The sequence below is a fragment of the Bradyrhizobium sp. 23 genome (assembly GCF_023073295.1).
Lineage (GTDB): Bacteria > Pseudomonadota > Alphaproteobacteria > Rhizobiales > Xanthobacteraceae > Bradyrhizobium > Bradyrhizobium canariense_D.
In genome coordinates this window covers 426,944-449,054 of the sequence record NZ_JADPJF010000037.1, presented here as the reverse complement: position 1 = coordinate 449,054, position 22,111 = coordinate 426,944, and the positions used below count along the sequence as shown (strand labels likewise).

At 64.6% G+C, this 22,111-nt stretch carries 25 protein-coding genes; 17 read left to right on the top strand and 8 right to left on the bottom strand.

Translation table 11 applies throughout. The features are described 5' to 3' along the window. The 9 genes from IVB32_RS08265 to IVB32_RS08225 all read left to right on the top strand — a co-directional run. Positions 1 to 547 (top strand): permease (locus IVB32_RS08265; RefSeq protein ID WP_247410078.1); only part of this gene is annotated, 547 nt, incomplete at its 5' end. After that, a complete protein-coding gene (locus tag IVB32_RS08260; RefSeq protein ID WP_018453311.1) occupies positions 544 to 1,044 on the top strand; it encodes a hypothetical protein in 501 nt (166 codons plus the stop codon). The genes IVB32_RS08265 and IVB32_RS08260, both read left to right, overlap by 4 nt. 43 nt (positions 1,045 to 1,087) lie before the next feature. Next, positions 1,088 to 1,324: a hypothetical protein gene (locus tag IVB32_RS08255; protein WP_039798633.1), complete on the top strand. Its 237-nt coding sequence runs from the start codon at positions 1,088 to 1,090 to the stop codon at positions 1,322 to 1,324. A gap of 2 nt (positions 1,325 to 1,326) precedes the next feature. Further along, positions 1,327 to 2,082 carry an ABC transporter ATP-binding protein gene (locus IVB32_RS08250; protein WP_018453313.1) on the top strand — a complete coding sequence of 252 codons (756 nt, stop codon included), beginning with the start codon at positions 1,327 to 1,329 and terminating at the stop codon, positions 2,080 to 2,082. Between the two features lie 6 nt (positions 2,083 to 2,088). Continuing rightward, entirely contained in the window at positions 2,089 to 2,958 is an 870-nt protein-coding gene (locus IVB32_RS08245; protein WP_007597190.1) for a metal ABC transporter permease, read from the top strand. A gap of 5 nt (positions 2,959 to 2,963) precedes the next feature. Continuing rightward, complete coding sequence (locus IVB32_RS08240) at positions 2,964 to 3,827, top strand: metal ABC transporter substrate-binding protein (protein ID WP_018453314.1); 864 nt, start codon at positions 2,964 to 2,966, stop codon at positions 3,825 to 3,827. A 54-nt stretch (positions 3,828 to 3,881) separates the two neighbouring features. Then, a complete protein-coding gene (locus tag IVB32_RS08235) occupies positions 3,882 to 4,925 on the top strand; it encodes a GTP-binding protein (protein WP_026232508.1) in 1,044 nt (347 codons plus the stop codon). Next, entirely contained in the window at positions 4,925 to 5,944 is a 1,020-nt protein-coding gene (locus IVB32_RS08230; protein ID WP_018453316.1) for a WD40 repeat domain-containing protein, read from the top strand. The genes IVB32_RS08235 and IVB32_RS08230 overlap by 1 nt, the downstream gene beginning before the upstream one ends. A gap of 122 nt (positions 5,945 to 6,066) precedes the next feature. Beyond that, positions 6,067 to 6,402: a hypothetical protein gene (locus IVB32_RS08225; protein WP_026232509.1), complete on the top strand. Its 336-nt coding sequence runs from the start codon at positions 6,067 to 6,069 to the stop codon at positions 6,400 to 6,402. A gap of 213 nt (positions 6,403 to 6,615) precedes the next feature. On the opposite strand, the gene IVB32_RS08220 is transcribed toward IVB32_RS08225, so the two are convergent. The 5 genes from IVB32_RS08220 to IVB32_RS08200 all read right to left on the bottom strand — a co-directional run bounded on the left by IVB32_RS08220 (position 6,616) and on the right by IVB32_RS08200 (position 11,430). Further along, the gene (locus tag IVB32_RS08220) at positions 6,616 to 8,058 is read right to left on the bottom strand and encodes a homospermidine synthase (protein WP_018453318.1); all 1,443 of its coding nucleotides are present in this window, start codon (positions 8,056 to 8,058) and stop codon (positions 6,616 to 6,618) included. Positions 8,059 to 8,106: 48 nt separating this feature from the next. Then, entirely contained in the window at positions 8,107 to 8,496 is a 390-nt protein-coding gene (locus IVB32_RS08215; RefSeq protein ID WP_018453319.1) for a RidA family protein, read from the bottom strand. A 144-nt stretch (positions 8,497 to 8,640) separates the two neighbouring features. Continuing rightward, positions 8,641 to 9,228 carry an N-acetyltransferase gene (locus IVB32_RS08210; protein WP_026232510.1) on the bottom strand — a complete coding sequence of 196 codons (588 nt, stop codon included), beginning with the start codon at positions 9,226 to 9,228 and terminating at the stop codon, positions 8,641 to 8,643. A 132-nt stretch (positions 9,229 to 9,360) separates the two neighbouring features. Beyond that, positions 9,361 to 10,503, bottom strand: coding sequence for a type III PLP-dependent enzyme (locus IVB32_RS08205; RefSeq protein ID WP_018453321.1), 1,143 nt, complete (start codon positions 10,501 to 10,503; stop codon positions 9,361 to 9,363). Positions 10,504 to 11,175: 672 nt separating this feature from the next. Continuing rightward, positions 11,176 to 11,430, bottom strand: a complete 255-nt coding sequence (locus IVB32_RS08200; RefSeq protein WP_018453322.1) for a hypothetical protein — start codon at positions 11,428 to 11,430, stop codon at positions 11,176 to 11,178. A 135-nt stretch (positions 11,431 to 11,565) separates the two neighbouring features. Here IVB32_RS08200 and IVB32_RS08195 point away from each other — a divergent pair, with 135 nt between their 5' ends. The 3 genes from IVB32_RS08195 to IVB32_RS08185 are packed head-to-tail and all read left to right on the top strand — an operon-like array spanning position 11,566 to position 15,382. After that, positions 11,566 to 13,647: a M3 family metallopeptidase gene (locus IVB32_RS08195; RefSeq protein ID WP_018453323.1), complete on the top strand. Its 2,082-nt coding sequence runs from the start codon at positions 11,566 to 11,568 to the stop codon at positions 13,645 to 13,647. Continuing rightward, positions 13,647 to 14,285: a DUF1007 family protein gene (locus IVB32_RS08190; protein ID WP_247299312.1), complete on the top strand. Its 639-nt coding sequence runs from the start codon at positions 13,647 to 13,649 to the stop codon at positions 14,283 to 14,285. Before IVB32_RS08195 ends, IVB32_RS08190 begins: the two co-directional genes overlap by 1 nt. Continuing rightward, a complete protein-coding gene (locus tag IVB32_RS08185; RefSeq protein WP_018453325.1) occupies positions 14,282 to 15,382 on the top strand; it encodes a nickel/cobalt transporter in 1,101 nt (366 codons plus the stop codon). The genes IVB32_RS08190 and IVB32_RS08185 overlap by 4 nt, the downstream gene beginning before the upstream one ends. Before the next feature lie 153 nt (positions 15,383 to 15,535). On the opposite strand, the gene IVB32_RS08180 is transcribed toward IVB32_RS08185, so the two are convergent. Beyond that, the gene (locus tag IVB32_RS08180; RefSeq protein WP_018453326.1) at positions 15,536 to 15,934 is read right to left on the bottom strand and encodes an MAPEG family protein; all 399 of its coding nucleotides are present in this window, start codon (positions 15,932 to 15,934) and stop codon (positions 15,536 to 15,538) included. An 81-nt stretch (positions 15,935 to 16,015) separates the two neighbouring features. Between IVB32_RS08180 and hemH the strand changes: the two genes are divergently transcribed. The 4 genes from hemH (at position 16,016) to IVB32_RS08160 (ending at position 19,846) form a co-directional block, all read left to right on the top strand. Next, entirely contained in the window at positions 16,016 to 17,053 is a 1,038-nt protein-coding gene (hemH, locus tag IVB32_RS08175) for a ferrochelatase (RefSeq protein WP_018453327.1), read from the top strand. 25 nt (positions 17,054 to 17,078) lie between these two features. Beyond that, positions 17,079 to 18,053, top strand: a complete 975-nt coding sequence (locus tag IVB32_RS08170; protein ID WP_018453328.1) for an ABC transporter substrate-binding protein — start codon at positions 17,079 to 17,081, stop codon at positions 18,051 to 18,053. 274 nt (positions 18,054 to 18,327) lie between these two features. Continuing rightward, positions 18,328 to 19,329, top strand: a complete 1,002-nt coding sequence (locus IVB32_RS08165) for an SPFH domain-containing protein (protein WP_007615156.1) — start codon at positions 18,328 to 18,330, stop codon at positions 19,327 to 19,329. Between the two features lie 70 nt (positions 19,330 to 19,399). Then, positions 19,400 to 19,846 carry an NfeD family protein gene (locus IVB32_RS08160; protein WP_007597152.1) on the top strand — a complete coding sequence of 149 codons (447 nt, stop codon included), beginning with the start codon at positions 19,400 to 19,402 and terminating at the stop codon, positions 19,844 to 19,846. Positions 19,847 to 19,958: 112 nt separating this feature from the next. Here the strand turns inward: IVB32_RS08160 and IVB32_RS08155 are convergent, their stop codons facing one another. Beyond that, positions 19,959 to 20,297: a helix-turn-helix domain-containing protein gene (locus IVB32_RS08155; protein ID WP_204512442.1), complete on the bottom strand. Its 339-nt coding sequence runs from the start codon at positions 20,295 to 20,297 to the stop codon at positions 19,959 to 19,961. A 72-nt stretch (positions 20,298 to 20,369) separates the two neighbouring features. Here IVB32_RS08155 and IVB32_RS08150 point away from each other — a divergent pair, with 72 nt between their 5' ends. Then, a complete protein-coding gene (locus tag IVB32_RS08150; RefSeq protein WP_018453330.1) occupies positions 20,370 to 20,927 on the top strand; it encodes a carboxymuconolactone decarboxylase family protein in 558 nt (185 codons plus the stop codon). Between the two features lie 95 nt (positions 20,928 to 21,022). On the opposite strand, the gene IVB32_RS08145 is transcribed toward IVB32_RS08150, so the two are convergent. After that, positions 21,023 to 22,030: a KpsF/GutQ family sugar-phosphate isomerase gene (locus IVB32_RS08145; protein ID WP_166520846.1), complete on the bottom strand. Its 1,008-nt coding sequence runs from the start codon at positions 22,028 to 22,030 to the stop codon at positions 21,023 to 21,025. Between the last annotated feature and the right edge of the window lie 81 nt (positions 22,031 to 22,111).

Sequence of the window (22,111 nt, the reverse complement as noted above, 5' to 3'; positions counted from 1 at the left end):
TCGCGTGCGCAAGCCGATCGGCTGGTCGACCATCATCATCGCAGCCCTTGTGGCGGTGAGCGCAGGTCTGGTCTGGCGGCGTGATGGCACCGACGGTGTTCTCGAGATACTGACCCACGATCTCTCGCTGTTCGGCGGCATCCTGCCCCGCGTGCTGGCCGGCTGCCTGCTCGGTGCGTTCATCTCCGAGATCCTGCCGCACGAAAAAGTCTCGCGCGCGCTCGGGCCGAAATCGGGCCTGAAAGGCCTTCTGATCGGCACCGCCTTCGGCGCGATCCTGCCCGGCGGTCCCTTCACCGCCTATCCCGTGGCGAGTGCGCTGCTGGCGGTCGGCGCCGATTTCGGTGCCACCATCGCCATGGTCGTGAGTTGGACCTTGATCGGCTATGGCCGGGCGGTCGCCTGGGAAATCCCGATTATGGGCACCGACTTCACGCTGTGGCGCATCGTCATCTCGCTGCCGTTGCCGGTGCTCGCAGGCGCGCTCGGCCGCTTCGTCTATGTCCGGCTTTATCCGAAGCCGGCCATGAAGGACGACGAGACATGAGCGCCGCGCTCCTGATCGACATCCTGTTGTGGGGTTCGGTGTTCGGCGTCGGCCTGATCGCCTTTCGCCGCGGCCCACCAGTGTTCAAGGCCTCGCTGCGCGAAGGCTCGATGGACTTCATCAACATCGTGCCGCGGATCGCGCTGGGGGTGATCGGCTCCGGCTACATCGCCGCTATCATCCCACAGGAGGTGATCAGCGGCTGGCTCGGCCCGGACAGCGGCTGGCTCGGGGTCGCGACTGCCGTGGTCGCCGGGGCCGCGACGCCCGGTGGCCCGGTGATCGGGTTCTCGATCGGGACGGTGGCCCTGAAATCGGGTGGTGGGGTGCCGCAGGTGGTCGCATATGTCGTCGCTTGGGCGCTATTTGCCTTCCAACGGGTGATTTTGTGGGAAATTCCGTTCATGCCGGCCCGTTTCGTCTGGTTCCGCTGCGCGGTTTCGGTGCCGTTCCCGTTCGTCGCCGCCGCCATCGCCATGCTGATCGGCAAACCCTGAGCCCGGCATGGACAGCTGTAATGTTATAATATAACATCCAGGAATGGTTCCCGCCGCGTCCCAAGCCCATCATAGCGATCATGCTCATAGCCATTCCCATGACGACGGGCATTCGCATGGACACGATCACACCCACGCACATGTCCACGGTGCGGCCTCTCCGCATCCGGCTCAGGCGGCGCACTGGTCGATCCTGCGCATGACGATGGCCGCCCGTCTCGCGGCCGCGCTCGCGGTCTGCGCCGTGCTTTGGGGCGTGGTCTTCCTGGCGATGAGGTGACCATGGCGGCGCTGCATTTCCACAACGTTACGCTCGGCTATGACCGCCATCCGGCCGTGCACCACCTCAATGGGGAGGTCGCGCCGGGCGCGCTGCTGGCCGTGATCGGCCCGAACGGCGCCGGCAAGTCGACGCTGCTGCGGGGCATCGTCGGCATCCTCAGGCCGCTCGACGGCAGCATCCATCTCGGCGGGCTCGACAGCCGCGATATCGCCTATCTGCCGCAGAGTGCGGAGATCGACCGCAGCTTCCCGATCTCGGTGCTGGACTTCGTCGCCACCGGGCTGTGGCGTGGGACCGGCCTGTTCGGCGGCATCGGCAAGGCGGCGCGCGAAAAGATCCTCCGCGCGATCGCTTCCGTTGGCCTCAACGGTTTCGAAAACCGCCCAATCGGCACGCTCTCGGGCGGCCAGATGCAGCGCGTGCTGTTCGCGCGCGTACTGCTCCAGGACGCGCGGCTGATCGTGCTGGACGAGCCCTTCAACGCCATCGACAGCAAGACCACGGCTGATCTGCTGACGCTGGTGAAGCACTGGCATGGCGAGGGCCGCACAGTGCTCGCCGCACTGCACGACATGGAGATGGTGCGCACCCATTTCAGCGAGACGCTGGTGCTGGCGCGCGGTCCCGTGGTGTGGGGGCCGACGGCGGAGGTGCTGACGCCGGAAAACCTGCTGGTCGCAATGCGGATGTGCGAAGCCTTCGACGACAGCGCCGCCACCTGCTCGGCCGATGATGCCCGCTCACGGGCGGCTTGATATCCGATGCTCTATGACGCGTTGATCGGCCCGTTCACCGAATTCGAGTTCATGCGACGTGCGCTCGCGGCCGTTATCGCGCTGTCGCTCGCGGGTGCGCCGATCGGCGTGTTCCTGATGTTGCGGCGGATGAGCCTGGTCGGCGACGCCATGGCACATGCAATCCTCCCCGGCGCCGCTGTCGGTTTCCTGCTCTCCGGCCTCAATCTGTTCGCGATGACGGCCGGAGGCCTGATCGCAGGTTTTGCCGTCGCAATCCTCGCAGGCCTCGTCGCGCGCTCGACCGGGTTGAAGGAGGATGCCTCGCTCGCGACCTTCTATCTGGCCTCGCTGGCGCTCGGCGTCACCATCGTCTCGATCAAGGGCACCAATATCGACCTGCTGCACGTGCTGTTCGGCAATATTCTCGCGATGGACGACCAGACGCTGCTGGTCGTCGCATTCAACGCCACGGTCACGCTGCTGGTGCTCGCCGTGATCTACCGTCCGCTGGTGATCGAAAGCGTCGATCCGCTGTTTTTGCGCACCGTCAGCCGGGCCGGCGGGCCTGCGCATCTCGCTTTCCTCGCGCTGGTCGTGATCAACCTCGTCAACGGCTTTCAGGCGCTCGGCACGCTGCTCGCGGTCGGCCTGATGATCCTGCCGGCCGGCATCGCGCGGTTCTGGTCGCGCGATCTCACCGTCATGATCTGCATCGCGGTCGTCGCTGCCGCCGTGTCCGGCTATGCAGGTCTCGTGCTGTCGTTCCAGACCCGTGTGCCGTCGGGTCCTGCGATCATTCTGGTGGCAAGCGCGCTCTACACCGTCTCCGTCCTGTTCGGCCGGGTCGGCGGCGTCGTTAGGCAGCTGTTTCCCGGCCGGCATTTGGAAGCGTGATAGCGATGCGGCGCATCCTGCTTTGTGTGCTTATGCTGATCGCCTCGCCGCTGCACGCCGCTGAGCAACTGAAAGTCGTCGCGAGCTTCTCGATCCTGGCCGACTTCGTCCGTAATGTCGGCGGCGACCGGATCAATCTGACGACGTTGGTCGGGGCCGACAGCGACGTCCATGTCTACGCGCCCGCGCCAAGCGATGCGAAGCGGATCGCGGACGCAAAGCTGGTCATCGTCAACGGGCTTGGTCTCGAGGGCTGGCTGCCACGGCTCGTGCAGTCCTCGGGCAGCAAGGCGCAGGTGGTTATCGTGAGCGCCGGCATCGCGCCGCTCAAGCTCGGCTCGGCCGCAGATCCGCATGGCTGGCAGTCGGTCCCCAACGCCAAAATCTACGTCACCGACATCGCCAATGCGCTGGCCGCGGTCGACCCTGACGATGCGGAGTTCTTCCGCGCCCGGGCCAAGGCCTATTTGGAAAAGCTCGAAACGCTCGACCGCGAGGTCCGCGCAGCCGTGGCCAAGATCCCGCAGGAGCGTCGCAAGGTGATTTCGACCCATGACGCTTTCGGCTATTTCGCCGCCGAATACGGCGTCCAGTTCATCGCGCCGCTCGGCGTCTCCACGGAAACCGAGCCCAGCGCGCGGGACATCGCCACCATCATCGGCCAGATCAAGGCCCAAAAAATCCCAGCCGTGTTCCTGGAAAATATCAGCGACGACCGGCTGATCCGGCGGATCGCGGCGGAGACCGGCTCAAAAGTCGGCGGGACCCTGATTTCGGACGGTTTGACCGGCGAAAAGGGGCCTGCACCCACTTACATTGATATGGTCAGGCACAATATAAAGGCCCTGACCAGTGCGCTTGACCACTAGGGCAGGGGCCACCCCGCCTCGCGTCGCGCGAAAAGCCCGAAGTCCGGAGTTGTTATGTCTGAAGCGACCGCCCCAAAAATTCCCGTGACCGTCCTGACCGGCTATCTCGGTGCGGGCAAGACCACGCTGTTGAACCGCATCCTGTCGGAAAACCACGGCAAGAAATACGCCGTCATCGTCAACGAATTCGGCGAGATCGGCATCGACAACGACCTCATCATCGGTGCCGATGAGGAAGTGTTCGAAATGAACAACGGCTGCATCTGCTGCACCGTGCGCGGCGATCTCGTGCGCATCATGGAAGGCCTGATGAAGCGCAAGGGCAAGTTCGACGCCATCATCGTCGAGACCACCGGTCTTGCCGATCCGGCCCCCGTCGCCCAGACCTTCTTCGTCGACGAGGACGTGCAGAAGAGCGCGCGCCTCGATGCGGTGGTCACGGTTGCGGACGCCAAATGGCTATCCGACCGCCTCAAGGATGCACCTGAGGCCAAGAACCAGATCGCCTTTGCCGACGTCATCGTGCTGAACAAGATCGATCTCGTTTCCAAGGGAGAACTTGCCGAGGTCGAGGCCCGCATCCGCGCCATCAATCCCTATGCGAAACTGCATCGCACCGAGCGCTGCTCGGTGGCTTTGGCGGACGTGCTCGACCGCGGCGCTTTCGACCTCGACCGCATCCTCGACATCGAGCCGGACTTCCTGAATGCCGAGGATCATGACCACGACCATGATCATCACCATCACGACCATCATCACAATCATGATCACAGCCACGGCCTGAAGCACTATCACGACGAGGACATGCAGTCGCTGTCACTCAAGACCGACAAGCCGCTCGATCCGAACGTGTTCATGCCCTGGCTTCAGAACCTGGTGCAGGTGGAGGGCGGCAAGATCCTGCGCTCCAAGGGCATCCTTGCTTTCCACGACGATGATGACCGCTACGTCTTTCAGGGTGTCCACATGATGCTGGAGGGCAACCACCAGCGCAAATGGAAGGACGGCGAGCCGCGCGAGAGCCGCCTCGTCTTCATCGGTCGCGAATTGCCGCAAGACCTCATTCGCCAGGGTTTTGAGAGCTGCATCGTCTCGTGATGAAAGAGTTTACGCCACCCGCCGATTCCGCCTCGATCGTCTCCGTCACCGAGCGCGTCAAACCGCTCGCGCTCGGCATGGTCGTGACCTCCGTGCATTTCCTTGGCAACCGCGCCGCCTTCGTCGGCGGCGAGGAGAATGTCGCGCTCGTGGATAGCCAGGGTGAGATCAGCAAGATCGCCGTGCACAGCGGCGGCATTCTCTCGGCCGCCTCCGACGGCAAGCGCCTCGTGATGGGCGGCGACGATGGAAAAGTCGTGTCGCTCGAGGCCAAAGGCGAAGTGACGCTGCTTGCGACCGACCCGAAACGGCGCTGGATCGATGCGGTGGCGCTGCATCCGGACGGTGCCTACGCCTGGTCGGCTGGCAAGACTGCTTTCTTCAAGAGCGGCAAGAGCGAGGAGAAGTCGCTCGAGGTGCCCTCGACCGTCGGCGGCCTCGCGTTTGCGCCGAAGGGCCAGCGTCTCGCGATCGCCCATTACAACGGCGCGACGCTGTGGTTTCCCAACATGGCGGGGTCGGCCGAATTCCTGCCTTGGGCCGGCTCGCATCTCGGCGTCACCTTCAGCCCGGACAACAAATTCCTGGTCACCACGATGCACGAATCGGCGCTGCACGGCTGGCGGCTTGCCGACAACAGGCACATGCGCATGACCGGCTATCCCAGCCGCGTCCGCTCGATGTCGTGGAGCGCGGGCGGCAAGGCGCTGGCGACCTCGGGCGCCGACACGGTGATCCTGTGGCCGTTCGCTAGCAAGGATGGCCCGATGGGCAAGGAGCCAGCGATGCTCGCGCCGCTGCAGGCGCGCGTGTCGGTCGTCGCCTGCCACCCCAGGAACGACATCTTCGCCGCCGGCTACAGCGACGGCACCGTGCTGATGGTCCGTCTGGAGGACGGCGCCGAGATCCTCGTCCGCCGCAACGGCACGCCCGCAGTCGCCGCGCTCGCCTGGAACGCGAAGGGGACGCTGTTGGCGTTCGCCGACGAAAATGGTGATGGCGGCCTGCTCGAGCTTTAATCTGTCATCGTTCCGACCGTGGATGGGGCCATGTGGCGCGCAGCCGTCGAGTTCCGGCCGCCACGGGCGGGAACCGCAGAGCGGCAATTTCGTTGATCCCGCAGACAAAGGCGGTGATCGACATGCCCGGCCAATATGACAAGCGCAGACTGAAGCTCGACTTGATGGTCGCCTGCTCGCTGTTCGCGGCAGGCGTCGTGGTGTCAGGCATGTCGCTGGCGCAAATCCGCGCCGAGACCCGGATGCAGACAGCCCAAGCGACGCAACCCCTTCAGGGCACGCCGTCCGACGATCAGAATAAGCCCGCGGAAGCCAAGCCCGGCGGCGACCGGCCGACCACGCCCGCCCCAGAGCCCGCGCGGCCCGAACCGCAGACGCAGGGCGCTGCCGGCGCGGCGAAACCAGCATTGCCGCCAGCCCCAGCCGAGAAGATCGCGCCGCCGATCGAGAGGAAGTAGGTTCTGCATCTACGCGGGTGCTGTCATCGTCCGCGAAGGCGGACGATCCAGTATTCCAGAGGCTGTGCGTGGATACGGAGATGCTGCGGCGTACTGGATGCCCCGCCTGCCGCTTACGCTAAAGCTTCGGCGCGCCTGGACCTCAACCTCGGCTAAGCCTTGGCGTAGCCGGGTCGCGGGGCATGACAGCAGTGGCCGTGGCGCGACGCCGCCTCACCGCACCAGAACATTCCGGAACTGCCAGGGATCGCTCGTGTCGATGTCCTCCGGGAACAGTCCCGGACGATCCGTCAGCGGCGTCCAGTCGGTATAAAAACCCTTCACCGGGCCGAGATACGGCAGCTGAATTTCCAGCAGACGATCGAAATCCATCTCGTCGGCTTCGACGATGCCCTCGTTCGGGTTTTCTAGCGCCCACACCATGCCGCCGAGCACGGCGGAGGTCACTTGCAGACCGGTGGCGTTCTGATAGGGCGCGAGCTTGCGGGTCTCTTCGATCGAGAGCTGCGAGCCGTACCAGTAGGCATTGTTGTCATGGCCGAACAGCAGCACGCCGAGTTCGTCGATGCCGTCGACGATTTCGTTCTCGTCGAGGATGTGGTGCTTTTCCTGCATCTTCGCGGCGCGGCCGAACATTTCATGCAGCGACAGCACGGCATCGTCAGCCGGATGATAGGCGTAGTGGCAGGTCGGCCGATAGACCGCCGTGCCCGATGCGTCGCGCACGGTGAAATAGTCGGCAATCGAGATCGACTCGTTGTGGGTGACGAGGAAGCCATATTGCGCGCCGCGGGTCGGGCACCAGGTGCGCACGCGCGTGTTGGCGCCGGGCTGCATCAGATAGATGGCAGCGCCGCAGCCGGCTTCGTGAGTCCGCGCATTCTCGGGCATCCATTTTTCGTGGGTGCCCCAGCCGAGCTCGGAGGGCTGCACGCCTTCCGACAGGAAACCTTCCACCGACCAGGTGTTGACGAAGACATCGGGCTCTTTCGGCTTCTTGGAGCGCTGGGTGTCGCGTTCGGCGATATGGATGCCCTTGATACCGGCCTGTCGCATCAAGTCCGCCCATTCGGCTTTGGTCTTCGGCTTGGGGGCATTGAGCTTCAGATCGGCGGCGACGTTGAGCAACGCCTGCTTGACGAAAAACGAGACCATGCCGGGATTGGCGCCACAGCAGGAGACGGCCGTCGTCGACCCCGCGGGGCGCGCCTTCTTGGCGGCCAGCGTCGCTTCGCGAAGGGCGTAGTTGGAGCGCGCCTCCGGGCCCTTCGACGAATCGAAATAGAAGCCGAGCCAGGGCTCGTTGACGGTGTCGATATAGAGAGCGCCGAGCTCGTTGCAGAGCTCCATGATGTCGGTGGAGCCGGTGTCGACCGAGAGATTGACGCAAAAGCCCTGGCCGCCGCCTTCGGTGAGCAGCGGGGTCAGCAACTCGCGGTAATTGTCCTTGGTCACACCCTTCTGGATGAAGCGCACATTGTGCTTCTCGCAATGCGCCTTGCGACCCTCGTCCTTGGGATCGATCACGGTGATGCGCGATTTGTCGTAATCGAGATGCCGCTCGATCAGCGGCAGCGTGCCTTTGCCGATGGAGCCGAAGCCGACCATGACGATGGGGCCAGTGATCTTCGCGTAGATCTGCGAGGCGGGGCTCATAGGATGGTTTCTCCGGAACGTGCTGGCGAGCAAATGGTGAGGGATGGCTCAGGTGCTGCGGCGCTTGGCAGTGGCTTCGATCTCGACTTTCATCTCGGGCTTGTAGAGCGCCGAGACGACGAGAAGCGTGGCGGCCGGGCGGATCTCGCCGAGGACTTCGCCGCAGACCGCGAAATGCGCGTCTGCGTTCTTGGCGTCGGTGAGGTAATAGGTGACGCGGACAATGTCGGCCATCTCGAAGCCGCCCTCCTTCAGGGCAGCTTCGATGGTCTTGAAGCAGTTGCGTGACTGGCTCGTGACATCGGCCGGCATCGTCATGGTGGTGTAGTCGTAGCCGGTGGTACCCGCGACGAAGGCGAACTCGCCGTCGATCACGGCGCGGCTGTAGCCGGCGGTCTTCTCGAACGGGGAGCCGGTGGAAATCAGGCGGCGGGACATGGTCGTAGGCCTCGACTGAAGAGGAATTTCGTGGGGTTTACGCAATTTGCCGGCCTGCGCAACCCCAAAGGAATGGAGCTTAACGCAGGCACAGCCGGGCGTTGCCGCTTAACGCGGCTAGGTCGTCGCCATCATGGCGATCCCTTAAGCCGCGCGCGCCTGGAGGGCGCGAACTACCCTCCGTTTGGGCAGGGCCGCACCAGTCGGGACGATCATCCCGGCGGCGCCGTCCAGCGCGCCTGTCGTGAATTCGATCGCCAGCAGGCGGTCGCGCTCGAACGGACCGGGCAGCGACAGCTCGCCGGTGTTGGCGGCCGAGAAGCCGAAGCGGGCGTAATAGGGGGCATCGCCGAGCAGGATCACGGCGGCATGCCCGCGCGCCCGGGCGGCAGCCAGCGCTTGTTGCATCAGCGCGGCGCCGATCCCGAGCTCGCGGCAGGCAGGGTCCACCGCCAGCGGTCCGAGGACCAGAGCGGGCCTGCCTCCGGCGCTGACGTGCCACAGCCGCACGGTTCCCACGAGCTTCCCCTCGCGCATCGCGGCCAGCGCAAGGCCGGCAGCGGGGGCGCGTCCGTCACGCAGGCGCTGACAGGTACGGCCATGGCGGTTCTCGCCAAAGGACGCATCGAGCAGCGCTTCACGCATCGCAACGTCGACAGCACGCTCCGCACGGATCGCGAACGGAGCGGCTTTCGAAGTGGGGTCAATTTGTGTCTTCCGAAGAGCAGTCATGGCGCGTCAGTCCCCGCTTGAAACTGACGTGCGCAAAGCACGCCGGTTCAAGGCGTCGTCAGAAATCGAAATGTCAGGGAGGGAGCCGGCAAGCCGGTTCCCGGGTTCGTCAGGCCTCAGACGCGAGGCGGATCAGATGTGGTAGGTTTTCAGCGGCGGGATGCCGTTGAAAGCCACCGCCGAGTAGGTCGACGTATAGGCCCCGGTGCCTTCGATCAGCAGCTTGTCGCCGATCTCGAGCGTCACCGGAAGCGGATACGGGTTCTTCTCGTACAGCACGTCGGCGCTGTCACAGGTCGGGCCCGCGAGCACGCACGGCGTCATGTCCGCGCCGTCATGCGGGGTGCGGATGGCGTAACGGATCGACTCGTCCATGGTCTCGGCGAGACCGCCGAACTTGCCGATGTCCAGATAGACCCAGCGCACCTCGTCCTCGTCGCTCTTCTTCGAGATGAGCACGACTTCGGACTCGATGATGCCGGCGTTGCCCACCATGCCGCGGCCCGGCTCGATGATGGTCTCCGGAATCTGGTTGCCGAAGTGCTTGCGCAGCGCGCGGAAGATCGAGCGCCCGTAGGTCACCACCGGCGGTACGTCCTTCAGGTACTTGGTCGGGAAACCGCCGCCCATGTTGACCATGGTCAGGTTGATGCCGCGCTCGGCGCAGTCGCGGAACACCTGCGAGGCCATTGCCAGCGCACGGTCCCACGCCTTCACCTTGCGCTGCTGCGAGCCGACATGGAAGGAGATGCCGCACGGCTCCAGGCCCAGACGCTTGGCAACGTCGAGCACGTCGACGGCCATCTCCGGGTCGCAGCCGAACTTGCGCGACAGCGGCCATTCGGCGCCGGCGCAGTCATAGAGGATGCGGCAGAACACCTTTGCGCCGGGCGCGGCACGGGCGACCTTCTCGACTTCGGCGGCGCAATCGACCGCGAACAGCCGAATGCCGAGCGCGAAGGCGCGCGCGATGTCGCGCTCCTTCTTGATCGTGTTGCCGAAGGAGATGCGGTCGGGCGTCGCACCGGCGGCCAGCGCCATCTCGATCTCGGCGACCGTCGCGGTGTCGAAGCAGGAGCCCATGGAGGCGAGCAAAGCCAGCACTTCCGGCGCCGGGTTCGCCTTGACGGCATAGAACACGCGGCTGTCGGGCAGCGCCTTGGCAAAGGTCTGGTAATTGTCGCGCACGACTTCGAGGTCGACGACGAGGCACGGCTCGGTGTCGAGGCCCTCGCTGCGGCGGTTGCGCAGGAATTCCTGGATACGGTCGGTCATAGCACTCTCCCAAACGGCCCAGCGACGGGGATCCGTTCAAAAAATGACGTCGGATAAGAGCGCTCCGGCCAGATCGCGCGATGGAGGCGCGACGAGCCAAAGACTCACATCAGACTGTGCTGCCGTGGATTGGTTGGGAATGTTCCCGCCCGCACACCTGGCAATGAAGGACAAGCCTTTTCAGTAGCCCGCGCCGGCGTTGGACTGCCGGTAGAGACCAAAAAAGCCCGATCCGTCGTTGCTTTAAGTCGCGTCCCCCGTTGAGAGCGGGGTGCGCCGGTTCGCCTCCGGCTGCCAGTCACGGTTGCAAAGAGCAAAGTCACCTTCGACAAGGCATCTCTTTGAGAGAGATGCTGGACGCTCCGGGTTTGCTTTCGTCTTCCGGCGATGAGCCTTCCGACTTCCACACTTCCGAAGAGCCCCTCGGCTTCTTCACCCCTTGGCGGCTGTCCGGCCTCTTGTCCGGATACCTACCGACTGACACACGACCACAGGCACGTGCGAAATTGGGCAATCCGCACATAAGTGTTTTGACTCTGCTTCGCAAGAGATTTTTTAGGCTGCGAACAGAATTGCCTAACATCTGCTTGCGCAGTGTTGCGCGCGCGACGCGAAAGATGAACGCGCGTTAAGTTTTCTGCGCGGCGCGCGTCACTCGCGAGCGTCCGCGCTTCAGCCGCGCTTCGTGAACGGCTCGACGCGTTGAGCGGCGCGGATGAAGGCCGTCATCACGAGCACGCCGAGCGCAAACAGCGTGGCCTGAAGGATGTGCGTGCCTTGCTCGCCCAGCCCGAACAGGATCGCGAGCGCCCAGCCGCCGGCAAACGCCGCGCCGAACACCTCGGCGCCGATCAGGATGGCGGCGCTGACGACGGTGATGACGCTCGGCCAGACGATCCGACGGGAAGACGAGGAGGTCGCGTTCATGAGCTCAGGGGTCCTAGGCTTGGAGGGCCGCAATCTCACCGAAAAGGCAGCCGGGAGCAAGGGCAAACGGCCCAAAAAAGCCCTATCGCGTGCTATAGCTGGCCGCAACAATCGAGCCACAAATCGGGACTTGTAATGTCAGAACCCCGCCAAACTACGGACTCCGAGACCAACCCGCTGCTGAAGGCGTGGGTGACGCCGTTTGCGACCCCGCCCTTCGACGAAATCAAGCCGGAGCACTTCCTCCCGGCCTTCGAGCAGGCCTTCGCCGACCACTCCGCCGAGATCGCAGCGATCACCAACGACCCGACCGCGCCCGACTTCGCCAACACCATCACGGCGCTGGAGCGCTCGGGCAAGCTGCTCAGCAAGGTCGCGTCGGTCTTCTACGACCTCGTCTCGGCGCATTCCAACCCGGCCATTCTGGAGATCGACAAGGAGGTTTCCTTGCGGATGGCGCGGCACTGGAATCCGATCATGATGAACGCCGTGCTGTTTGGCCGCATTGCCCAGCTACACGAGAACCGCGCCAATCTCGGTCTGACACCGGAACAGCTCCGCCTGCTCGAGCGCACCTACACCCGCTTCCACCGCTCCGGCGCCGGCCTCTCCGAAGAGGCCAAGACGCGGATGGCGGAGATCAACGAGAGACTCGCCCAGCTCGGCACCAGCTTCAGTCATCATCTGCTCGGCGACGAGCAGGAATGGTTCATGGAGCTCGGCGAAGCCGACCGCCAGGGCCTGCCGGAGAGTTTTGTCGCCAGCGCCAAGGCTGCGGCGGAAGAACGCGGCATGGCCGGCAAGGCCATCGTCACCCTGTCGCGCTCCTCGGTCGAACAGTTCCTGAAGAGCTCGGCCCGGCGTGACCTGCGCGAGAAGGTCTACAAGGCCTTCACCGCGCGGGGCGACAACGGCAATGCCAACGACAACAACGCGACCATCGTCGAGGTCCTGAAGCTGCGCGAGGAGAGCGCCAATCTCCTGGGTTATCCGACCTTCGCGGCCTACCGGCTCGAGGATTCCATGGCCAAGACGCCGGAAGCGGTGCGCGGCCTTCTGGAGCGGGTCTGGAAGCCGGCCCGGGCGCGGGCGCTCGCCGACCGCGACGACATGCAGGCGCTGATCACGGAGGAGGGCGGCAATTTCAAGCTCGCCCCCTGGGACTGGCGCTTCTATGCCGAAAAGCTGCGCCTTCAGCGCGCCAATTTCGACGACGCCGCGATCAAGCCGTATCTCGCGCTCGATCACATGATCGCCGCCGCCTTCGACTGTGCCACGCGCCTGTTCGGCGTCACTTTCGAGGAGCGCAAGAACGTGCCGGTCTGGCATCCGGACGTCCGGGTCTGGGAGATGAAGGGGCGGGACGGCAAGCACAAGGCGCTGTTCTATGGCGATTACTTCGCCCGGCCGTCGAAGCGCTCCGGCGCCTGGATGACCTCGCTGCGCGACCAGCAGAAGCTCGACGGCGAGGTCGCGCCGCTGATCCTCAACATCTGCAACTTCTCCAAGGGCGCGGACGGGGAACCCTCGCTGCTGTCGCCCGACGATGCCCGCACCCTGTTCCACGAGTTCGGCCATGGCCTGCACGGCATGCTCTCCAACGTGACCTATCCGTCGCTGTCGGGCACCTCCGTGTTCACCGACTTCGTCGAATTGCCCTCCCAGCTGTACGAGCATTGGCAGGAGCGGCCCGAGGTGCTGCAAAAGTTTGCCCGCCACTACCAGACCGGCGAGCCGCTGCCGGACGATCTGCTGCAACGGTTCCTGGCCGCGCGAAAATTCAACCAGGGTTTCGCCACGGTCGAGTTCGTCTCCTCGGCGCTGATCGATCTCGAATTCCACACCCAGCCGGCCTCCGCCGCGCAGGACGTCCGCGCCTTCGAGAGACGCGAGCTGGAGAAGATCGGCATGCCCGAGGAGATCTCGCTGCGTCACCGTCCGACGCAATTCGGTCACATCTTCACCGGCGATCATTATGCCGCCGGCTATTACAGCTACATGTGGTCGGAGGTGATGGACGCCGACGCCTTCGGCGCATTCGAGGAAGCCGGCGACATCTTCGATCCCGCCGTCGCAAAACGCCTGCACGACGACATCTACTCGAGCGGCGGATCGGTCGATCCGGAAGCCGCCTATGAGGCCTTCCGCGGCCGCCCGCCGGAGCCCGATGCGCTGCTGCGTCGCCGAGGTCTGCTTGACGCCCCGAAGGCGGCCTGATGGGCGTGCGCGCCCTGCTCGGGCTGCTGCTCGCCGCTGGCCTCACCTTTGTGGCCGGGGCGGCGCAGGCGCACCCGCATGTCTGGATCACCGCGACCAGCGAGTTGCTCTATGCCGCGGACGGCACCATCACCGGCGTGCGCCACGCCTGGACGTTTGACGACATGTTCTCGGCCTATGCCGTGCAGGGGCTCGAGAGCAAGACCAAGGGCGTCTATACCCGCGAGGAGCTCGGACCGCTGGCGCAGACCAATGTCGAGTCGCTGAAGGAATATGCCTACTTCACCTTCGCGCGAGCCGACGGCAAGAAGGAGCGATTCCAGGAGCCGGTCGACTACTTCCTCGACTACAAGGATACGGTCCTGACCCTGCACTTCACGCTGCCGCTGAAGAATCCGGTCAGGTCCAAGCAATTGATGCTCGAAGTGTTCGACCGCTCCTTCTTCATTGACTTCCAGATGGCCAAGGACAACCCGATCAAGCTGGTCGGCGCGCCCGCCGGCTGCCAGATGAAACTTGAGCGGCCGAGCGACGGCACCGCGAGTGCGCAGAAGCTCAACGAGCAGACCTTCATGAACGGCGAGAACTCCAATTTCGGCATGATGTTCGCCAACAAGATCACGGTGGATTGCCCTTGAAGTCGAAACTCTCCCCGCTCGCACGTGGGCTGCTCACCTGTGCCGCCGTTCTGCTGGTTGCGGGCGTGGCCGACGCGGCCCTCCACGAACTCGTCGCGCAGAACCCGTTTGGCGCACCAAGACCCGCGCGGGCGGCTGAGCCTGAGGCCAGTGGCCTCATCGGCTGGCTCTTGGCAAAACAATCGGAATTTTATCGCCAGATGTCGGCGACCATTCGCGCCGCCAAGTCCGACGGCTCGGCGGTGTGGACGCTGCTCGTCATCTCCTTTGCCTACGGCATCTTCCACGCCGCAGGGCCCGGCCACGGCAAGGCGGTGATCGCCTCCTATCTCGTCGCCAATCGCGAGACTGTCAGGCGCGGCATCGTGCTGTCGTTTGCATCCGCGTTGATGCAGTCGCTGGTGGCGATCCTGATCGTCGGTATCTCGGCCTGGGTGCTGAATGCGACCGCCAGGACCATGTGCAAGGCGGAAGGCGCGATCGAGATCGCAAGCTACGCCCTGATCGCGCTTTTCGGCCTGCGCCTGGTCTGGGTCAAGGGCCGTACCTTCATCCGTGCGCTGCAGGCGGTTCAGCCGGTGTCGGCGATCGCGGGCGTGCCGCATGACCATCATGATCACGGTCACCACCATCATGATGCGCATGATCATCATCGTCACGATCATGCGCACGCCCATCATCACCACGCGCATCACCACGTCCATGACGAGCATTGCGGCCATTCCCACGGCCCCATGCCGAGCGAGCTCGCCGGCCTCGGAGGCTGGGGACGCGGCTTTACCGCGATCCTGACCGTCGGCATCCGTCCCTGTTCGGGCGCGATCCTGGTGCTGGTGTTCGCGTTGGCCCAAGGCCTGTTCTGGGCCGGCATCGCCGCAACTCTGCTGATGGGGCTCGGCACCGCGATCACCGTCGCGGTCATTGCCGTGGTCGCCGTCTCCGCCAAGGACATCGCCGCCCGCCTGAGCGCCGGACGCGACGGCAACGGCGCGCTGTTCATGCGCGGCATCGAATTCGCCGCCGCCGGCCTCGTGCTGCTGTTCGGTGCAGGCCTGTTGTTGGGTTACATCGCGGCCGAACGGACGACGTGTTTCTGAGTTTTTCCCTCTCCCCTTGTGGGCGAGGGTGGCTCGCCGCGTAGCGGCGAGACGGGTGAGGGGTTGTCTCCGCGAGCGATCCTCTTGCAGCTGCGTTCGCCGATAGAACCCCTCATCCGGCGCTTCGCGCCACCTTCTCCCACAAAGGGAGAGTCACACCGGCAAGAACTGCTTCAACGCCGGCATGAAGAAGATCCCGAGATTGATCGCAAAGCCGATGCTCCAGAGGATGGAGCGCAGCGTCGGGCGGTTCCCGAGATAGGTCAGCACATAGGCGATCCGTACGATCAGGAACAGCACCGCGAGCTCGTCGATCATCCGCTGCGGCGAGTCCCGGAATTCGGCCAGCAGCACCGCGAAGGCGAAGAACGGAAAGGTCTCGATACCATTCTGGTGGGCGCCGAGCGCGCGCTGCGCGATGGCCTCTTCGTAGAAGGCGGGATCGCGCGGGCGTGAATTGTCGAACCCGCGAAACCTGATCCATTTGACCGAGACGATCGTCACCAAATAGAGCAGCAACGCTCCGGAGACGCACCATTCCGCGAGTGTCATCTTTCCTCCCCCGCCTCGGTGCGACCCTAGCGAAACCGGCCTGATCTTGACAAGCTCGGGGCAACGCGCGACCCAACGAGCATGACAACCCTAGCCCCTCTCAAGACCACGAAGCCGCTGCCTCAGTCCGGCCAGCCGCGCGTCGGCGTACTCCTGGTCAATCTCGGCACGCCCGATACCGCCGACGCGCGCGGCGTGCGGGTCTATCTGAAGGAGTTCCTCTCGGACGCCCGCGTCATCGAGGATCAGGGCTTGATCTGGAAGCTGGTGCTGAACGGCATCATCCTGCGCACCCGCCCCCGCGCCAAGGCGCGCGATTATCTCAAGATCTGGAACACCGAGAAGAACGAGTCGCCGCTCAAGACCATCACGCGCTCGCAGAGCGACAAGCTCGGAGCCATGCTGTCGGACCGCGACCAGGTCACGGTGGAATGGGCTATGCGCTACGGCAATCCCTCGATCAAGTCGGGCGTCGATGCGCTGATTGCGAAGGGCTGCGATCGCATTCTTGCCGTCCCCCTCTATCCGCAATATTCCGCCGCGACGTCGGCCACCGTCTGCGATGAGGTGTTTCGCGTGCTTGCGCGGCTGCGCGCGCAGCCGACGCTGCGGGTGACGCCGTCTTACTACGAGGACGAAGCCTATATCGAGGCGCTCGCCACCTCGATCGAGACGCATCTGGTGAGCCTGTCGTTCAAGCCAGAGCTGATCGTCGCCTCCTTCCACGGCATGCCGAAGGCCTATGTCGACAAGGGCGACCCCTATCAGGACCAATGTGTGGCGACCACCGAGGCGCTGCGGCGCCGGCTCGGCATGGACGAGACAAAGCTGCTGCTGACCTTCCAGTCGCGCTTCGGATTCGACGAGTGGCTGCAGCCCTACACTGACAAGACCATGGAGCGTCTGGCGAAAGAGGGCGTGCGCCGTATCGCGGTGATCACGCCGGGTTTTTCCGCCGACTGCCTGGAGACGCTGGAGGAGATCGCGCAGGAGAATGCCGAGATCTTCAAGCACAATGGCGGGGAGCAGTTTTCCGCGATCCCCTGCCTCAACGACAGCGACCCCGGCATGGATGTGATCCGAACGCTGGTGCTGCGCGAGCTCCAGGGCTGGATATAGTGAGCCTGGATCCGAGGAGCGCCCCATGAACCGCCGCGAGGTTCTGGCGCTTCTTGGGGTGACCACGATGCTGCCGGCCTCGGTGCTGGCGCAAGCGAATGCGACGCGCCGGCTCGGCGTGCTCTCGGTCACTGCGGCGGACGATGCGATCGGGCAGACGCGTAGCGCGGTCCTGGTCGAGGCGCTTGCCGGCCATGGCTGGAAGGAGGACGGCAGCCTTGAGATCGATTGGCGCAACGGCGGCGGCGACCGCGCGCGGATCGCGCAACTCGCCGACGAACTCGTGGCGCTCAAGCCCGACATCCTGCTTGCGGTCGGCACGCCCTCAGTGGAGGAGCTGCGCCAGCGCACGACGACGATCCCGATCGTTTTCGCCGTCGTCACCGATCCTGTCAGCCAGGGCTTTGTCCAGAATCTCGCCCATCCCGGCGGCAATATCACCGGCTTCACCGATTACGACGGCCCGCTGGCCGGCAAATGGCTGGAGATGCTTACGCAGGTCGTGCCAAAGCCGTCACGCGTTTCCGTCGTCTACAATCCCGCCACCGCGCCGTTCGCGCCGCTGATGCTGCGGACGATCGAAGACGCCGGCCGCGCGCTCGATGTGACGGTGGTGCCCGCGCCGGTCCATGACACGGCCTCGATCGCCGCCCTGGCCTTGCGGAAAGACGGCGGCCTGCTGGTGCTGCCGGATTTCTTCACCATGTCCAACCGTGCGCTTCTCCTGGCAGCCATCAATGAAGCGCGCGTGCCGGCGGTGTTCTGGAGCCGGACCTTCGTCGACGAGGGTGGCTTGATGTCCTACAGCACCGACAGCGCCGAGCAGCTCCGCCGCGCCGCCACCTATATCGATCGCATCCTGAAGGGTGCGCGAGCGGCCGACTTGCCGGTCCAGAATCCGACCACGTTCGAGCTGGCGATCAACTTGAAGACGGCCAAGGCGATCGGCGTCACGCTTCCGCCAAGCCTGCTCGCAACCGCGAACGAGGTCATCGAGTAGGATTTGGCTGCGACCGCCGGATTCGTTAACGTCGTCGCTAGGTGTGCGCCAGCACGCTTTCAAGAGCGCCTCGCAAATACATAATCGCGACCATTCCCTCTCCCGGTGTCTTGTGTAGAATCCTACCGATGCCGAAATCAGGCACGACCGCTGAGCCTTGAATCCTTCTGAACTCTTTACTGAATACTTTACTGAACCCTTGGGGTCGTGATCCCGACCAATGACAGCGCGGAAAAGGCCTTTTCCCGCCAATCTTTTCCGCCTTGGAGGAAATATGAGCGGTTTCGACATTTTCGCGATTGTTCTGGTCTTGCTCGTCATCGTCACGCTGGTGGCCGGCGTGAAGACGGTGCCGCAGGGCTATGACTGGACCATCGAGCGGTTCGGCAAATACACCCAGACGCTGAGCCCCGGGCTCAATCTGATCGTGCCCTATTTCGATCGCGTCGGACGCAAGATCAACATGATGGAGCAGGTGATCGACATTCCCGAGCAGGAGGTGATCACCAAGGACAACGCCACCGTGACGGTCGACGGCGTCGCCTTCTTTCAGGTGTTCGATGCCGCCAAGGCGAGCTACGAGGTCTCTAACCTGACCCAAGCCGTCACCGTGCTGACCATGACCAACATCCGTTCGGTGATGGGCTCGATGGATCTCGACCAGGTGTTGTCGCACCGCGACGAAATCAACGAGCGCCTGCTGCGTGTAGTCGATGCCGCCGTCTCGCCCTGGGGCCTCAAGGTCAATCGTATCGAGATCAAGGACATTGTGCCGCCGGCGGACCTCGTCGAAGCCATGGGCCGACAGATGAAGGCCGAGCGCGTCAAACGCGCCGACATCCTTCAGGCCGAAGGTGCACGCCAGTCCGAGATCCTGCGCGCAGAGGGTGCCAAGCAGGGCCAGATCCTCCAGGCGGAAGGTCGCCGCGAGGCCGCCTTCCGCGACGCCGAAGCACGCGAGCGGTCGGCGGAAGCTGAGGCCAAGGCGACGCAGATGGTCAGTGAAGCCATTGCCAAGGGCGACGTCGCGGCGCTGAACTACTTTATCGCCGACAAATATATCAAGGCGTTCGGGCAGTTTGCGGACTCGCCGAACCAGAAGATCATCATGCTGCCGATCGAGGCCACCAGCATGCTCGGCTCGCTCGCCGGCATCGGCGAGATCGCCAAGGCGACGTTCGGCGAGAGTGCTGCATCCGCCGCTGCCGCCGCTCGTCGCGGTTCGGTGCCGACGACTGGGAGCACGCCCCCGGCGGTGCCGCCGCGGCAGGGGTAAAGCGCATGCCCCGGAAAAGTGGACACCGGTTTTCCGACAAGGGCATGCGCCATTTCAAAGAGGTCGTGTCATGACCGACATGTTCGTATCGCTCGGCACCTGGAACTGGCTGATCTTCGGCTTCATCCTGATGGCGCTGGAGGTGCTGGCGCCGGGAGTCTTCCTGTTCTGGCTCGGGCTCGCCGCGCTGCTGGTCGGGCTGATCTCGTTCGGAGTGGCGATATCCTGGCAGATCCAGCTCGTGATGTTCGCGATCTTCGCCGCCGCCGCCGTGCCGGTTTGGCGTCGGCTCGCCCGGCCGAAGCCGGATGCAATTGCCGCCAGCCCCTTCCTCAACAAGCGCGCGGATGCGCTGCTCGGCCGCGAGTTCACGCTGGAGAAGCCGATCGTCGACGGCAACGGCACCATGCGCATCGGCGACACCGTCTGGCGCGTCGCAGGTCCCGATACGCCGGCGGGCACGCGTGTGAAGGTGGTGCAAGTGGACGGCGCGAATCTGACGGTGGCGGCGGCTTAGTCCACCGTCATTGCGAGCGCAGCGAAGCAATCCAGACTGCTGCCGGTGGAAAGATTCTGGATTGCTTCGCTTCGCTCGCAATGACGAGCTAGTCGGGACGGCATCGCCAGACTTACGCGCCGCTCTTGCTGCGCCACCGCTCCGCAAACCTATGCAGCGGCATGAACGTCTCGCACAAGTCCCGCCCGAGCGCCGTCAGCGCGTAACCGCCGGCTTCGCCGAGCTCCACGAACCCGGCCTCGCGCAAATCGTCCAGCCGCGCCTGCAGCACCGTCGGCGAGGCCTCGTCGCAGGCGGTGCGCAATGCGCGCGAGGTGAGGGGGGCGTCGCGCAGCTCCCACAGGATTCGCAGGCTCCAGCGTCGTCCGAGGAGGTCGAGCAGCACCATGATCGGCCGCCCGCTGCGCGGGCCACGGACGCCGCGCGATCTCGAAGTGGTCTGTTTCGCCATCGTCGCCCCCTTGCGCGGTGCTACAAATAGTGTAGCTTCATGCTACGTTAAATGTAGCAAGAGAGGCGGCCAATGTCCCCGGTCACAGCGCGCATTGCCCCGCTCACCCCGCCTTATCCCCCGGAGATCCAGGCCCAGTTCGACCGCATCATGCGCGGCGCGCCGCCACTGCTGCTGTTCCGGGTCATGGCGGGCCACACCCGCGCCTGGGACAAGTTTCGCGCCGGCGGCTTGCTCGATCCCGGACCGCTGTCGCTGCGCCAGCGCGAGATCGTGATCGACCGCACCTGCGCGCTGAACAAATGCGAATATGAATGGGGCGTGCATGTCGCGGTCTTTGCCGGGCCGGCGAAACTCACCGAGGAGGAAGTGCGCGCCACCGTGCAGGGTGATGCGGCGTCGTCGTGCTGGTCCCCGGCCGAGCAGACGCTGATCGCCGCCGTCGACGCGCTGCATCACAGCGCGACGTTTGACGACGCTGAGTTCGCTGCGCTGTCGGCGCATTACGACGAGGCGCAGATCCTGGAGATCATGCTGCTGTGCGGCTTCTACCGCACGGTCTCGTATCTGGCGAACGGACTGCGGTTGCCGCTGGAGGAGACGGCGGCAAGATTTCCTGCGCCGCTCTAGCCGCCGTCGTTGCGAGCGTAGCGAAGCAATCCAGAGTCTTTCCGCGGTGGCACTCTGGATGTTTCGCTGCGCTCGCAATGACGGTGAGTGGCTCCCTACGCCACGCCTGCCCGCAGCAGATCGTGCAGGTGCACGATGCCCACCACCTTGTCCGCCTCGGTCACGACCAGCGTCGTGATCTTGCGGGTGTTGAGCACCTCGATCATCTCGGTGGCCAGCATCGAGGGCGGTACGGTTTTCGGCTGCCTGGTCATGACGTCGTCGACCGACGCCGTCAGCAGGTCGGGCCGCATGTGGCGGCGCAGATCGCCGTCGGTGATGATGCCGAGAGCCTCGTTCGCCTCGTTGACGATGCAGACGCACCCCAAACCCTTGGCGGACATCTCCATCACCGCGTCCGACATCTTGGTGCCGAGCGGCTTGACCGGGATTTCCGCACCGGTGCGCATGTAGTCGCGGACGAATTTCAGCATCGCCCCTAACTTGCCGCCGGGGTGGAAATGCGCGAACTCCAGCGCGGTGAAGCCGCGGCCTTCGAGCAGCGCGATCGCAAGCGCATCGCCTATCGCGGCCTGCATCAGGGTCGAGGTGGTCGGCGCCAGATTGTGCGGGCAGGCCTCGCGCGCCTTCGGCAGCTCGATCACGACGTCGGCCGCTTGTCCCAGCGAGGATGCCGCGTTCGACGTCACCGCGATCATCGGGATTGCGAATCTTGCGGAATAGTTCACGAGAGTCTTCATCTCCGGCTGCTCGCCGGACCAGGACAGCGCCATGATGACGTCGTCGGTGGTAATCATGCCGAGGTCGCCATGGGCGGCTTCGGCGGTGTGCACGAAGAAGGCGGGCGTGCCGGTCGAGGCCAACGTTGCCGCGATCTTGCGGCCCATATGGCCCGACTTGCCGAGCCCGGTGACGATGACGCGGCCCTTCGCGTTGCGGATCAGATCGACCGCCTGGGCGAAGCTCGCGCCAAGCGGGCCGCGCAGGGCGGCGGCGAGCGCGTTGATACCGCCGCTCTCCGTTTCCAGCGTGCGGAGTGCGGATTCGACGCTGTCGGGAATGGGGCCGGATGATTGGGTCATCAGCGGTTTCGAACTCGGCATGTTCTGGTCCAGGAGGAGGGGCCTTCGCCCGTTGGCGCCTGCTTAACACGCCGCGGCCTTCGAGGCGACGAGCCCGACCCG

Bases quoted from the DNA above. Each gene is read 5' to 3' on its own strand.
- IVB32_RS08260 (WP_018453311.1), top strand. From the start codon at position 544: ATGAGCGCCGCGCTCCTGATCGACATCCTGTTGTGGGGTTCGGTGTTC.
- IVB32_RS08255 (WP_039798633.1), top strand. From the start codon at position 1,088: ATGGTTCCCGCCGCGTCCCAAGCCCATCATAGCGATCATGCTCATAGC.
- IVB32_RS08250 (WP_018453313.1), top strand. From the start codon at position 1,327: ATGGCGGCGCTGCATTTCCACAACGTTACGCTCGGCTATGACCGCCAT.
- IVB32_RS08245 (WP_007597190.1), top strand. From the start codon at position 2,089: ATGCTCTATGACGCGTTGATCGGCCCGTTCACCGAATTCGAGTTCATG.
- IVB32_RS08240 (WP_018453314.1), top strand. From the start codon at position 2,964: ATGCGGCGCATCCTGCTTTGTGTGCTTATGCTGATCGCCTCGCCGCTG.
- IVB32_RS08235 (WP_026232508.1), top strand. From the start codon at position 3,882: ATGTCTGAAGCGACCGCCCCAAAAATTCCCGTGACCGTCCTGACCGGC.
- IVB32_RS08230 (WP_018453316.1), top strand. From the start codon at position 4,925: ATGAAAGAGTTTACGCCACCCGCCGATTCCGCCTCGATCGTCTCCGTC.
- IVB32_RS08225 (WP_026232509.1), top strand. From the start codon at position 6,067: ATGCCCGGCCAATATGACAAGCGCAGACTGAAGCTCGACTTGATGGTC.
- IVB32_RS08220 (WP_018453318.1), bottom strand. From the start codon at position 8,058: ATGAGCCCCGCCTCGCAGATCTACGCGAAGATCACTGGCCCCATCGTC.
- IVB32_RS08215 (WP_018453319.1), bottom strand. From the start codon at position 8,496: ATGTCCCGCCGCCTGATTTCCACCGGCTCCCCGTTCGAGAAGACCGCC.
- IVB32_RS08210 (WP_026232510.1), bottom strand. From the start codon at position 9,228: ATGACTGCTCTTCGGAAGACACAAATTGACCCCACTTCGAAAGCCGCT.
- IVB32_RS08205 (WP_018453321.1), bottom strand. From the start codon at position 10,503: ATGACCGACCGTATCCAGGAATTCCTGCGCAACCGCCGCAGCGAGGGC.
- IVB32_RS08200 (WP_018453322.1), bottom strand. From the start codon at position 11,430: ATGAACGCGACCTCCTCGTCTTCCCGTCGGATCGTCTGGCCGAGCGTC.
- IVB32_RS08195 (WP_018453323.1), top strand. From the start codon at position 11,566: ATGTCAGAACCCCGCCAAACTACGGACTCCGAGACCAACCCGCTGCTG.
- IVB32_RS08190 (WP_247299312.1), top strand. From the start codon at position 13,647: ATGGGCGTGCGCGCCCTGCTCGGGCTGCTGCTCGCCGCTGGCCTCACC.
- IVB32_RS08180 (WP_018453326.1), bottom strand. From the start codon at position 15,934: ATGACACTCGCGGAATGGTGCGTCTCCGGAGCGTTGCTGCTCTATTTG.
- hemH (WP_018453327.1), top strand. From the start codon at position 16,016: ATGACAACCCTAGCCCCTCTCAAGACCACGAAGCCGCTGCCTCAGTCC.
- IVB32_RS08170 (WP_018453328.1), top strand. From the start codon at position 17,079: ATGAACCGCCGCGAGGTTCTGGCGCTTCTTGGGGTGACCACGATGCTG.
- IVB32_RS08165 (WP_007615156.1), top strand. From the start codon at position 18,328: ATGAGCGGTTTCGACATTTTCGCGATTGTTCTGGTCTTGCTCGTCATC.
- IVB32_RS08160 (WP_007597152.1), top strand. From the start codon at position 19,400: ATGACCGACATGTTCGTATCGCTCGGCACCTGGAACTGGCTGATCTTC.
- IVB32_RS08155 (WP_204512442.1), bottom strand. From the start codon at position 20,297: ATGGCGAAACAGACCACTTCGAGATCGCGCGGCGTCCGTGGCCCGCGC.
- IVB32_RS08150 (WP_018453330.1), top strand. From the start codon at position 20,370: ATGTCCCCGGTCACAGCGCGCATTGCCCCGCTCACCCCGCCTTATCCC.
- IVB32_RS08145 (WP_166520846.1), bottom strand. From the start codon at position 22,030: ATGCCGAGTTCGAAACCGCTGATGACCCAATCATCCGGCCCCATTCCC.